This window comes from Mesorhizobium jarvisii (assembly GCF_003601985.1).
Classification (GTDB): Bacteria; Pseudomonadota; Alphaproteobacteria; order Rhizobiales; family Rhizobiaceae; genus Mesorhizobium; species Mesorhizobium jarvisii.
This window is the reverse complement of sequence record NZ_QZXA01000001.1, coordinates 459,167-471,712: the sequence shown is the minus strand read 5'-3', so window position 1 is coordinate 471,712 and position 12,546 is coordinate 459,167. Positions and strand designations below refer to the sequence as shown.

The 12,546-nt window shown below is 65.4% G+C and carries 12 protein-coding genes; 1 reads left to right on the top strand and 11 read right to left on the bottom strand.

Translation table 11 applies throughout. The annotated features are described in order from the left end of the window. Positions 1-43: 43 nt before the first annotated feature. The 4 genes from araD1 to D3242_RS02295 are packed head-to-tail and all read right to left on the bottom strand — an operon-like array spanning position 44 to position 4,330. Complete coding sequence (gene araD1, locus D3242_RS02310) at positions 44-1,042, bottom strand: AraD1 family protein (protein WP_064983321.1); 999 nt, start codon at positions 1,040-1,042, stop codon at positions 44-46. Positions 1,043-1,074: 32 nt separating this feature from the next. Next, a complete protein-coding gene (locus D3242_RS02305) occupies positions 1,075-1,851 on the bottom strand; it encodes an SDR family NAD(P)-dependent oxidoreductase (protein WP_064983320.1) in 777 nt (258 codons plus the stop codon). Positions 1,852-1,862: 11 nt separating this feature from the next. After that, positions 1,863-3,590, bottom strand: a complete 1,728-nt coding sequence (locus tag D3242_RS02300; RefSeq protein WP_064983318.1) for an IlvD/Edd family dehydratase — start codon at positions 3,588-3,590, stop codon at positions 1,863-1,865. Then, positions 3,587-4,330, bottom strand: coding sequence for a FadR/GntR family transcriptional regulator (locus D3242_RS02295; protein ID WP_081296033.1), 744 nt, complete (start codon positions 4,328-4,330; stop codon positions 3,587-3,589). The genes D3242_RS02300 and D3242_RS02295 overlap by 4 nt, the downstream gene beginning before the upstream one ends. 109 nt (positions 4,331-4,439) lie before the next feature. Here D3242_RS02295 and D3242_RS02290 point away from each other — a divergent pair, with 109 nt between their 5' ends. Then, positions 4,440-5,366, top strand: coding sequence for an aldose 1-epimerase (locus D3242_RS02290; protein ID WP_064983314.1), 927 nt, complete (start codon positions 4,440-4,442; stop codon positions 5,364-5,366). 30 nt (positions 5,367-5,396) lie between these two features. Here D3242_RS02290 and D3242_RS02285 read toward each other — a convergent pair whose 3' ends face one another. The 7 genes from D3242_RS02285 to D3242_RS02255 are packed head-to-tail and all read right to left on the bottom strand — an operon-like array spanning position 5,397 to position 12,418. Further along, positions 5,397-6,842 (bottom strand): aldehyde dehydrogenase, encoded by a 1,446-nt coding sequence (locus D3242_RS02285; protein WP_064983312.1) that lies wholly within the window; start codon positions 6,840-6,842, stop codon positions 5,397-5,399. Between the two features lie 33 nt (positions 6,843-6,875). Then, a complete protein-coding gene (locus D3242_RS02280; RefSeq protein WP_064983585.1) occupies positions 6,876-7,661 on the bottom strand; it encodes a coniferyl-alcohol dehydrogenase in 786 nt (261 codons plus the stop codon). A gap of 2 nt (positions 7,662-7,663) precedes the next feature. After that, positions 7,664-8,722 carry a branched-chain amino acid ABC transporter permease gene (locus D3242_RS02275; RefSeq protein ID WP_064983310.1) on the bottom strand — a complete coding sequence of 353 codons (1,059 nt, stop codon included), beginning with the start codon at positions 8,720-8,722 and terminating at the stop codon, positions 7,664-7,666. Then, complete coding sequence (locus D3242_RS02270) at positions 8,719-9,615, bottom strand: branched-chain amino acid ABC transporter permease (RefSeq protein WP_019856755.1); 897 nt, start codon at positions 9,613-9,615, stop codon at positions 8,719-8,721. Before D3242_RS02270 ends, D3242_RS02275 begins: the two co-directional genes overlap by 4 nt. Beyond that, a complete protein-coding gene (locus D3242_RS02265) occupies positions 9,612-10,340 on the bottom strand; it encodes an ABC transporter ATP-binding protein (RefSeq protein ID WP_019856756.1) in 729 nt (242 codons plus the stop codon). Before D3242_RS02265 ends, D3242_RS02270 begins: the two co-directional genes overlap by 4 nt. After that, a complete protein-coding gene (locus D3242_RS02260) occupies positions 10,337-11,080 on the bottom strand; it encodes an ABC transporter ATP-binding protein (protein WP_064983308.1) in 744 nt (247 codons plus the stop codon). The genes D3242_RS02265 and D3242_RS02260 overlap by 4 nt, the downstream gene beginning before the upstream one ends. Before the next feature lie 21 nt (positions 11,081-11,101). Next, positions 11,102-12,418 carry an ABC transporter substrate-binding protein gene (locus D3242_RS02255; protein ID WP_064983307.1) on the bottom strand — a complete coding sequence of 439 codons (1,317 nt, stop codon included), beginning with the start codon at positions 12,416-12,418 and terminating at the stop codon, positions 11,102-11,104. Positions 12,419-12,546: the final 128 nt, after the last annotated feature.

The window sequence follows — 12,546 nt, the reverse complement described above, 5'->3', positions numbered from 1 at the left end:
TCCCATTGTCGTTCTGGTGGACCGTGATTTCGGACCTCTGCCGTCACAGCTGGGTGACGGTGACCAGTCCCTCGTCCGGCACCGACACCATCCGGTTGCGCAGTGGCTTGCCGAATGCCTGTGCCTGGATTTCATACTCGTCGCCGGAAGCCGTCTTGATGCCGGAGGCGTAGCTCATCACCGCCGCGCCGAAGAAATAGGCGTGCAGATCGCCCGCCCGTCGGTGCATCGGGTAGCGGAAATGGAAATGTTCGAGATTGGCGATCGAGTGTGACATGTGCGCTTCGCCCGACAGGAACTCCTGCTCCCAGATGACAGTGCCGTCGCGCAGGATGCGGGAATGGCCCCGAACTTCTTCGGGCAGGTCGCCGATCAGCAGCTCGGGTCCGATCGAACAGGAGCGCAGCTTGGAATGGGCGAGGTAGAGGTAGTTCTCGCCCTCCGTCACATGGTCGGAATATTCGTTTCCGAGCGCATAGCCGATGCGATAGGGATGGCCGTCCGGGCCGTTGAGATAAAGCCCGACGATCTCGGCTTCCTCTGCCCCGGCTTTCGCGAATGCCGGCATCGGCAGCTCAGCACCTGGCGACACAACGCAGGTGCCGACGCCTTTGAAGAACCACTCGGGCTGGATGCCGATCTTGCCAGCGCCAGGCTTGCCGCCCTCCAGCCCCATACGGAAGATTTTCAAGGAATCGGATTCCTCGGCACCGTCGCCATGGGTCAGAACATGCATCTGGTTGCGCGCGGCGGCACTTCCGGTATGGGTCAGGCCGGTTCCGGTAACCAGGAAGCGCGCCGGTTCCGGATGATCGACGGGAGCCAGCACGCGGCCATCGCGCAACAGCTCGTTGTAGTCGACCGTCGTGGTGCCCGTGCGCTTCTCGACCAGCGACGCGATGGACATGTCCTCGGCGATCGCCGCTTCGGCGAGTTCCAGAACGCTGCCAGTCTTGTCGAGCGGGTGCAAGCGACTGCCGTCTTCGGAGACGCGGCCGACCCGCCTGCTGCCATCCGGCATTCTGTACTGAACAAGACGCATGAAATACCCTTCTTCCCTTGGGGCCGTATCGGTCACACCCAGCCCGCATCGACGATGAACTGCTGGCTCGTGCACATGCGGCTGTCGTCGGCGGCGAGGAACAGCGCCATGCGCGCGATGTCGGCGGGCTGCAGCCGGTCGGGCAGGCACTGCCTTTCCGCGATCTGGCGTTCACCAGCCGGATTGAGCCACAGGCGCATCTGGCGCTCGGTCATCACCCAGCCCGGCACCATGCAGTTGACGCGGATGCGCTCGGGGCCGAGTTCGCGGGCCAGCGCCCGCGTCATTCCGTAGACAGCGGCTTTCGCGGTGACATAGGCCGGACAGTCGGGATCGCCGACCATCCAGGTGATGGAGCCGAAATTGATGATCGAGCCACCACCCTGCGCGCTCATCTGCGGTCGCACCGCCTGCGCGGCGAAGAACTGGTGGCGCAGATTGACCGCCATGCGGTCGTCCCAGTAGGCGACCGTCACGTCCTTGGTCTGATGGCGGTCATCGTTGCCGGCATTGTTGCACAGCACCTGGATCGGGCCATTGTGCTGCATTGCCTGCGCGGTTGCCGCTTGCAGCTGCTCGACATCGCGCAGATCGCACGGAATAAACAGCGGCGCTGGGTGTCCTTCGGCCGCGATCGCCTCGACCAGGTGCCTGGAAGGCTCTTCCGCCAGATCGACGAAGGCGACGCGGCTGCCTTGCGCGCAGAAATGGCGCACCAGGCTTTCGCCGATGCCGCTGCCGCCGCCGGTTATGAAGACACTGCGGCCCTTGAGGCTCGGGTAGATGGCGTAGCCGATTTCATCCGTCATCGCGCGCCTCTCTAATGGGAATGCCGGGGGATGCCGGCATCGCGCCGGCCGACGAGAAAGTCGAAATCGCAGCCCTTGTCGGCCTGCAGCACGCGTTCGACATAGAGGCTCTGATAGCCGCCTTCAGGCGGCGCCGGCGGCTTCCAGTCGCGGCGGCGGATCGCCAGCTCCTCGTCCGATACCAGCAGTTCCAACCGGCGGCCGGCGACATCGATCTCGATGAGATCGCCGTCGCGTACCAAGGCCAGCGCGCCACCGGCCGCGGCCTCCGGCGCGACATGCAGCACCACCGTGCCATAGGCCGTGCCGCTCATGCGTGCATCCGAGATGCGCACCATGTCGGAGACGCCCTGCTTGAGCAGCTTCGCCGGCAGCGGCATGTTGCCGACCTCGGCCATGCCGGGGTAGCCGCGCGGCCCGCAATTCTTCAACACCATCACCGAGGAGGCGTCGATATCCAGCTCCGGATCGTCGATGCGGGCGTAGTAATGCTCGATGTTCTCGAAGACGACCGCCTTGCCGCGATGCTGCATTAGTTCGGGCGTTGCCGCCGACGGCTTGATGACCGCGCCATTGGGCGCCAGATTGCCGCGCAGGATCGAGATGCCGCCTTGGTCGGTCAACGGTTCGCTCAGCGGCCTGATGACCTCGCGGTTGTAGTTGGGCGCGCCGTCGATCAACTCGCCGATCGTCTTGTCGCTGACGGTCATGACGTCGCGATGAAGAAGCCCCACTTCATCAAGCGACGCCATGACCGCAGCCAGCCCCCCGGCATAGTAGAAATCTTCCATCAGGAACCGGCCCGACGGCATCAGGTCGACAATGGTTGGAACGTCGCGGCCAAGGCGGTCCCAGTCTTCGAGGCTGAGATCGACACCGACCCGGTTGGCGATGGCGATCAGATGCAGCACCGCATTGGTCGAGCCGCCGATCGCGCCATTGACGCGAATGGCGTTCTCGAACGCTTGCCTTGTAAGAATGTCCGAAATTTTCACGTCCCTGCGGACTAGGTCGACGATCTGGCGCCCAGCCATCTGGGCGAGCACGCCACGGCGCGAATCCACGGCCGGGATCGCTGCGTTGTCCGGCATGCCGATGCCGAGCGCTTCCACCATGCTGGCCATGGTCGAGGCCGTGCCCATGGTCATGCAACTGCCGGCCGACCGGCTCTGACCCTGTTCCGCGGCGAGGAAGTCGGCGACCGGCATGCGGCCGGCCTTCACTTCCTCGGCGAATTTCCAGACATGCGTACCCGAGCCGATATCCTGCCCACGAAACTTGCCGTTGAGCATTGGCCCGCCGGAAACGGTGATGGTCGGCAAATTGCAAGAGGCGGCCCCCATCAAGAGCGCTGGCGTTGTCTTGTCGCAGCCCACCAGCAGGATGACGCCGTCGATGGGGTTACCACGGATGGATTCCTCGACATCCATGCTGACCAGATTGCGAAACAGCATGGCAGTGGGGCGCATGTTGCTCTCGCCGAGCGACATGACAGGGAATTCGAGCGGCAGGCCGCCGGCCTCGTAGACGCCGCGCTTGACGTGATCGGCCAGCGCCCGCAGATGCGCATTGCACGGCGTCAGCTCCGACCAGGTGTTGCAGATGCCGATCACCGGGCGGCCGTCGAAAGCATCGGCCGGGATGCCCTGGTTCTTCATCCAGCTGCGGTGCATGAAGGCGTTCTTGCCTTCACCGCCGAACCAGGCTTCGGACCGCAGTTTGCGTTTGGTGTCGGTCACGATTGCTGGCCTCGATCCTTGCGGCGTCTGTTGCGGTTCTCGACGCTGCGGCGCACGTCATCCTCGGCATTGTCGATGAGCACCAGCAGTGCCGTTTGCGCGCCGGCGGCGTCACCGGCGGCGATCTTCTCGGCCACCTCGCGATGCAGCGGCAAGGAATGGCGCTGGCCTTCCGGATTGTCGTTGGAGAGGCGAAAGCTCATCACCAGTGCGGTTTCGACGAGTGCCGCCAGCGAGCCGATCAGCTCGTTGCCGGTCATGCGCAGGATGGTCTGGTGGAACACCAGATCGGGCTTGGCGAAGCGGTCGCCATCGTCGCTCACCGCTTCCATCTCGGCCAGTGCCGCATGGATCTCGGCGATCTGGGCAGGCGTGGCGCGCTGGGCCGCAAGTGCTGCCGACATTGGCTCGATGGCACGGCGCAGCTCGAACAGCGCCCGCACATCGTCGGCGCTGACACCGCCGGCGTAGCGCCATGACAGGACGTCCGGATCAAGGAAATTCCAGTCGGAGCGTGGGCGCACCCGTGTGCCGGTCTTCGGCCGCGATTCGACCAGCCCCTTGCCGGCCAGCACCTTGATCGCCTCGCGCAGCACCGTGCGGCTGACCCCCAGCATCTCGCTGGAATCGTCGGCATTGGGCAGCGCCTCGCCGGGCAGGAAGTCGCCCTGCACGATGCGCAGGCCGATCTGCTCGACAACGGTCGCGTGCAGTGCGGTGGAGCCGCTGGAAACCGCCACGGCAACCCGCGACGTCCGTGCCGTGCTAAAAGATTTCTTATTCTTCATACTATTCATATGATATGTCTTATCGCCATGGCGATCGGAGTCAATGGACGGGGGAGCGCCGATGACAAAGAATTTCGCTGCGGTTGCCGCGCAGCACACGGAACTGGTCTCGATCAGCGATGGCATCGCGACGGTTGACATTGCTCCGGCCGCCGGCGGTGCGCTGGCGTCGTATCGATGGTGGCAAGATGGCGCCGTGGTGGATTGGCTGCGCCCGGCAGATCCGGCCGCGATCAGTAGCCGCGATGCCGGCGCCATGGCCTGCTTCCCGCTCGTTCCCTATTCCAATCGCATAAGGGGCGGCCGGTTCGAGTTCGCGGGACGCACCATCCGGCTTCCGACGACTGCCGACGATCCTCATCATGAACATGGCCATGGCTGGCGCCGGCCTTGGGTGGTCGTCAGGCATGAAGCCGGCACGATCGTCCTGCGCTATCGCCACGCCGCCGATTCCTGGCCATGGAGCTATGAAGCCGAGCAAGAGATAACGCTGGCTGACGGCAGGCTTTGCGTGACCATCAAGGTACGCAACCTGTCGGACGCACCGATGCCGGCTGGCTTCGGCCTCCATCCCTATTTCCCGTCGACGCCGTGGGCGCATGTCCAGGCGCCGGTGTCCGGCATGTGGGAGACGGACACGGAGGTCCTGCCCGTCCGGCATGTCCTGCCGCCGGTAGGAGCCGACCCGTCCATCGGTTTTGACGTATCGGAAGTGGACTTCGACACGGTTTTCACAGGATGGGCGCGCCGCGCCCGGATCTCCTGGCCCGAACACGGACGGCGACTGGACATCGAGGCCGAGGCGCCGCTCGATTTCCTTGTCCTCTACACGCCGCCCGGCGAGCCGTTCTTTTGCGCGGAGCCGGTCAGCAATATCACCGATGCCTTCAACCGCACGGGCGGCCGCATCGACACTGGCTGCATCGTACTAGCGCCCGGTCTGATACGATCCGCCAGCGTTCGCTTCACGCCGTCCCTGGCCGGCTGATCTTCATTGCCGAACGCGAGACAAGGCCGGCTAGAACGGATAGTGCTGGCCGGGATCCTCGATCGTCACCCAGCGCAGATCGGTGAACTCGGCGATCGAGGCCTTGCCGCCGAAGCGGCCATAGCCCGAGCCCTTGACGCCGCCGAACGGCATCTGCGCCTCGTCACCGACGGTCGGGCCGTTGATGTGGCAGATGCCGGCTTCGATGCGCGCGGCGACCGCCATGGCGCGCTTGATGTCGCGGCTGAACACGGCTGACGACAGGCCATACTCGGTGTCGTTGGCGACACGCACCGCCTCGTCCTCGCCCTTCACCCGGATGACCGGCTTGACCGGCCCGAAGGATTCTTCGGCATAGACGCGCATCGCCGGGGTGACATGGTCGAGCAGCGTTGCCTGGACAACCGTGCCGGTGCGCTTGCCACCGGCGACAAGCTTGGCGCCCTTGGCGACGGCGTCAGCGACAAGCTCCTCCATCTTGTCGGCCGCCTGGCTGCTGATCAGCGAGCCCAGCACGACATGGCCGCGCGGATCGCCGGCCGGCAGGCCCGACGCGCGGACGGCGAGCTTGGAAACGAATTCGTCGGCGATCCTCTCGTCGACGATCAGCCGCTCGGTCGACATGCAGATCTGGCCCTGATGCATGAAGGCGCCGAAGGTCGCCGCATTGACCGCTGCGTCGATGTCGGCGTCGTCCAGAACCAGCAGCGGTGCCTTGCCGCCGAGTTCGAGCAGCGCCGGCTTCAGATGCCGCCCGGCAAGCTCGGCGATGATGCGCCCGACCTTGGTCGAGCCGGTGAAGTTGACGCGCTTGACCGAGGGATGCGCGACCAGCGCCTCGACGATTGCAGCGGCATCCCTGGGGTCGTTGGTGACGACATTGATGACGCCCTTGGGCAGGCCGGCCTCGACCAGAACCTGACCGATCAACCGGTGTGTGCCGGGGCACATTTCCGAGGCCTTCAGCACCACCGTGTTGCCGCAGGCGAGCGGCATGGCGATGGCGCGGGTGCCGAGAATGACCGGCGCATTCCATGGCGCGATGCCGAGACACACGCCGGCCGGCTGGCGGATCGCCATGGCGAGCGTCCCCGGCTTGTCGGAAGGAATGATCTCGCCAGAAATCTGCGTCGTCATCGCCGCCGCCTCGCGCAGCATGTTGGCCGCCAGCATGACATTGAAGCCGGCCCAGGGACCGGTGGCGCCGGTCTCTTCCATCATCAGCCGGGTGAATTCGCCGACCTTGGAGGCCATCACGTCGGCCGCCCTGGACAGCAAGGCGCGGCGCTCGCCAGGCCCGGTCTTCGACCAGGTCGTAAAGGCAGCGGCCGCGGCTTCCACAGCCGCGTTGGCGTCGGCAACGCTGGCTGCTGCGGCGCGCGTCGCCAGCTTGCCGGTGAACGGGTCCATGCGCTCGTAGGCGGCCGCGCCGGACGCATCCCTTTTGTCGCCGTCGATCAGAAGTCCGATATCCATGATTGTCTCCCTCGCTCCGGTGGAGCTTCGCGATTAAAAGCCGAGCACTTCGGCGTTGATCGATGCTTCGAGGCCGCCGTCGACCGGCACATTGGCGCCGTTGACCCAGCGCGCGCCGTCCGAACACAGGAACAGCACGACAGGCGCTATATCGCCCGATGTGCCGGCCCGTCCGACCCGGGCAATGTCGCTGTCGACGCGGGCATCGCCAAGTACGGTGCGGAATTGTTTCAGGATAGGCGTCTCGACCGGTCCGGGACTCACCGCATTGACGCGGATGCCACGGCTCTTGAACAGATCCTGATGCGCCGCGCGAAAGGTCCACAGCAGGAGCAACTCCTTCGAGACGGGGTAGCCTTCCTCGTTCCTGACGGCGTGGTCGCGGACCACCTCGGCGACATCGGGAAAGCCTTCGATGCTGACCATCGAAGCGGCGCGGTTGAGGTTGGCGCGCCAGCCATAGCCGGCGATCGAGGCGACGTTGACGATGGCGCCGCCTTCGCGAATTTTTGGCGCGACGGCTTCGGACAGTGCGCGCAGGCCAAAGAAGTTGACGGCCAGGGTTGCTGCCGCGCCGGTGTTGCCGGAGAGGCCGGCGACATTGCATAGCGCGTCGATGCGCTGCGGCAGTCGCGCGACCAGTTCGTCGACGCCTGTCTTCGATGATATGTCGGCCTTGACGAAACTGCCCACCGCTGCCGCCGGCTCGCGCACATCAACGCCGATCACGTCCGCGCCAAGCTGGCCGGCAAGTTCGGCTGTGCGCGCGCCGATGCCGGAGGCGACGCCGGTGATGAGGATCGTCTTGCCGAAAAGCATGGTCATGCCTTCTCCCGAGATATCGTGGATTGTTGTGGCGTCGCGTCGCCGTCGACAGCGGTTGCCGGAAGCCTGACGCGGTAGCCAACCGGCAGCAGGCGCAGCCCAAAACGCTCCTCGATCGTTCCCCACAGGCCGCGCGGCAGGAACAGCGAGAACAGCACGGCCGTGGCGCCGAGGCCGACGAGGTACCAGACGCCGGTGCCGCCGAACCAGGTCTCGATGAGGAAGAACACCAGCGCGCCGAGGATGGCGCCCTCGAACGTGCCGATGCCGCCGACCAGCACCATGAAGATCATGTAGGCGGTCCACTGGACGTTGAAGTAGGTTTTCGGCTGGAAGGTGATGGAGGTCGCCAGCCACAGCGCCCCGGCAACGCCGATGCCGAAGGCGGCAAGCACAAACAAAAGCCGCTTGGTGCCGGTGACGCGCACACCGACCGAGGCTGCGGCATCCTCATTGTCGCGGATGGCGCGGATTGCCGCACCCGTGCTGCCGCGCAGCAGGCCGAACAGGGTGGCGAGCAGCGCGGTCATCGAGGCCAGCGCCAGCCAGTAGATCGCCACCCGCCTTGTACCGGCATCGTAGACGTTGAGCGAGATCAGCGACGTGCCGGTTTCGCCTTGCACCAGCCGGTCGAGATTGACCAGGAGATGCGTCAGCGCCGCGATCACCCACATGCCGATGGCGAACTCGCCGTTCCGCAGCCGCAGCATGAACAACGAGAGCGGCCAGGAGAGAACGCCGACAACGATCGCTGAAACGAAAAGCGAGGCGAAAGGGTTGAGGCCGGCATCGGCCAGCCGGATGGCGAAATAGGCGCCGAGCCCGAAGAACACCTGCTGGCCGACCGAAACCAGGCCGCCGAAGCCGGCCAGAGCGTTCCACATCGCCGCCAGGATCACATAGATGAACAATGCCGTCATGCGGTCGACCGCGCCCGCCGAGAGGAACTGCGGCGCAATAGCGAGCAGCGCGATGATGACGGCGACCGCAATCGCCGCGATCCGCGACGTCGCCGTGCCGCGCTCGATGACCGGCGAGGACGAAACCGTACTCATGATGCGCTCCGGGAAGGCAGGCGCAGCAGGCCGCGCAGGCCGAGGCCGGATGTAGACAGCCGCACGAACAGCACGACGAGGAACACGGCATGGCCGCCGATCAGAAAGCCTTGCGGGTGCACTTGCGCGCCGAGTGTCTGCGCAAGCGCCAGCACGATGCCGCCGACCAGCGTTCCCCACAGCGAACCGGCACCGCCGATCACAGCGGCTTCGAAAGCGAACAGCAGTTGTGGCGCGCCGGCATAGGGATCGAAGGTGGCGCGCATACCGAGAAAGGCGCCGGCAAGACCAACCGTGACCATGGCGATGGAAGCGGCGATGGCATTGGCGCGACGCGCATCGACGCCGACCAGGCCGGCCGTATCAGGGTCTTCCGAAGTGGCGCGGATCGAGCGGCCAAGCCTTGTGCGGGTGAGGAACAGCTGCAGCCCTCCCAGCAGGATCACGGCGGTGGCGAACATGATCACGGCCAGCTTGCCGACATAGATGCTGCCCGGCCACTCCCAGGAATCATAGGACAGGCTGCCGATATAGGGTGCCAGCGAACGCGTGTCGGCGCCGAACTGCTCGAACAGCATGTTGTCGATGACAATGGCCAGGCCAAACGTGGTCAGGATCGGCAGCAGCGCACCGCCACGCGCGCTGCGTTCGAGCAGGAAACGCTGCAGCGCCCAGCCGATCGCCGCCATCAGCGGCAGCACGATCAGCAGGCCGACAAACGGCGGGATATGGAACCGCGAGGCCAGCCACCACAGCGCAAAAGCCGCGAACACGGCAAGGCTGCCATGGGCGAGGTTGATGATGCGCATCACCGAGAACATGAAGGACAGGCCGCAGGCGATTAGCGCGTAGTAGCCGCCGAGCAGGATGCCCTGAATGATCTGGTTGCTCATGCCGGAACGCTCCCGGGACTTTTCCGGTGCAGGCCGAAATAGGCTTTCGTCACCTGGTCGCGCGAAACCGCCTTGCTCGGCCCTTCCAGCGCCACACGCCCTTCGAGCATGCAGATCACCCTGTCGGAGACAGCGAGCGCGCGGTTGAGGTCCTGCTCGACCAGGATGATGGTCGTGCCGGAAGCGATCAGCCCCTGGAGGGCCGCGTAGACACGGTCGACAATCAGCGGCGACAGGCCAAGCGAAACCTCGTCGAGCAAAAGCACTTCCGGATTGCTCATCAGCGCCCGGCCGATCGCCGTCGCCTGCTGCTCGCCGCCTGAGAGATGGCCCGTCTTGGCATGGCGGCGGGGCTTCAGATTGGGGAACATGTCGAGCACTCTGTCGACGCTCCACTCGCCCGGCCGGCCGGCGGTTCTGCCGAGCAGAAGGTTCTCCTCGACCGTCATCTGCACGAAGAGCTTTCGCCCTTCCGGCACCAGCGCGATGCCCATGCCGACGCGCCTGTGCGACGGCACGTTGGTAAGATCGGCGCCGTCCAGCAGCACGCGGCCGGCCGCCGGCTGGTGCGCGCCGGCAATTGCCCTGAGCAGCGTCGTCTTGCCGGCGCCGTTAGCGCCGACCAACGCCAGCGTCTCGCCGCGTTCGATGCTGAAGCTGACGCCGCGCACCGCCTGCAGCAGGCCGTGGCGGACAACGAGATCCTCAACCGACAGCAGGCTCATTTCGGGCCTCCGCCGAGATAGGCGCGCACGACCTCCGGATCGGCCATGACGGCTTGCGGCTCACCGTCGGCGATGATTTTTCCCGCATCCATGCAGATCAGCCGTTCGGCCACTTGCAGCAGGATGTGGACGATGTGCTCGATCCAGACGATGCCGATCTTGCGCCGCCGCAATTCCTTGATCGTATCGACGAGCTCACCGGCTTCGCCGTCGGTCAGGCCGCCGCCGATCTCGTCGAGCAGCAGCAACGTCGGCCTTGCCGCCAGCGCGCGCGCCAGTTCCAGCCGCTTGCGGTCGAGCAGTCCGAGCGTCTCGGCGCGACGGTTGGCAACACCCAGCATGCCGCACAGTTTCAGCGAACCGAGGGCTTCCTCATAGGCCTCGTCGCGGCCGAGGCCGGCGCCGTGCGAGGCCGCGACGAAGACATTCTCGAAGGTGGTCATGCCGCTGAATGGTTTGGGCACCTGGTGCGTGCGCACCAGGCCGAGCCGGCAACGCTGCGTCGCCGACAGCGGCGTCACGTCGCCGCCCTTGAAGCTGACCGTGCCCGCACTCGGTGGAAAGGCGCCGGAAAGCACGCTGAGCAGTGTCGTTTTGCCGGCGCCGTTCGGGCCGACAATACCCACCGCCTCGTCGGCCGCCATGGCGAAGTCGACCGCATCCAGCACCACAAGCGCGCCGAAGCGCTTATGGATGCCGGCAGCGGTCAGAACAGCCTGTTGTTGCGGATGGGTCACCAGGCGATCCTCGTCAGCGGTCCATCAGCCGTTGTAAGGCTGAAGCTTGGCTTCGACGGGCACCTTCGGATCGGTGGCGTTCTCGGTCACGACATAGTCGAGCGGGAATTTGCTGCCTTCCTTGGCAGCCACCCACTGCGTGCCGATGATCGGACCGGGCGAGACATTGGCGACAGGGCCGCTGGTGAAATCGACCTTGCCGATCATGGTCTCGGTCTTCAGCGTGCTCAGCGCCTTGGCCACCGCCGCCTTGTCCTTGGCGTCGGAGCTGGCCTTCAGCGCTTCGAAGCCGGCGTCGAGCAGCGACATCGAGGCGCCGAGCTGCTGCGTCCACTGCTTGCCGCTCGCCGCCTCATAGCCGTCGGCGAGCTCGGTGCCCGAAACGCCGGTAAGCGGCGACTTGTAGGGGAAAGCCTTGTGCCAGTAGGCGGCGCTCGAAATCTTCATGCCGAGGTCGCCGAGCGCCTCGATGTCAGACGGGAACAGGCCGGTCTTGGCGACCTGGGCGATCTTGATCTGCTTGATCAGCCCCTGCTGTGCCGCCTGGCGCCAGAAGGCGGCAAAGTCCGGCGGGATCGGGAAGGAATTGAAGATCTCGACGCCTTCCTGCTTGAACAGCGCGATCTGCGAGGAATAGTCGGTGGTGCCGGTCTCGTAGGCGCCGGGATCGACGATGGTGAAGCCTTGCTTGGCCAGCAGCGGCGCCAGATTGGCGCGGATGGCGTTGCCGTCGGCGTCGTTGGGATACATGACGCCGACCTTCTTGTTGGTCTCGATCAGGTTCCATTGCGAGATGTAGGTCTTGAAGAACTCGCCGACGCCGAAGCCGAAATGATAGGTCCATTTGAACGGCGAGGGCGCGCCGGGCTTGGCGCCGCGGCCGAAATACCAGGCCTCCCACGGCATGACGGTCGACAGGCAGGGCACCCCCGCGGCCTCGCAGGCGTCGGCGACCGGGTTGATCACCTCGGGCGTCGACACCGCCAGCATCAGGTCGATGGCCTGGTTGTTGATCAGGTCCTTGGCGAGCTGGCCCGCGCGTGACGGGTCCGACTGCGTGTCCTGGTCCAGGATTTCGACGCTGTATTTCTTGCCGCCGATATCGAGGCCGCCGGCCAGCGCCTTGCGGGCGAGGTCGAGCACATAACCGTCGGTCTGGCCGAAGCCGGCCAGCGGCCCTGTGCGCGGGCTGACGAAGCCGACCTTGAGCGTGCCGGCCGCCTGGGCGAAGGCCTTGCCGCCACCGAGCGCGAGCGCCGCGCCGCCGGCGATCGAGGTGGCAATGAACCGGCGCCGCGACACGCCACGAATACTGGATCTGCTACCGTTAGCGTAGGTCATGCATTCCTCCCTTTGTGCTCCTCCATCGGCACAGTGCACCAGCGTTTTGGTTCGGTAAAATGATATTTTGCGGTGTTTCATTAACCCTGGGGTTAGGGGATTTCCGAAGAACGCGGGGATCGGTCCGA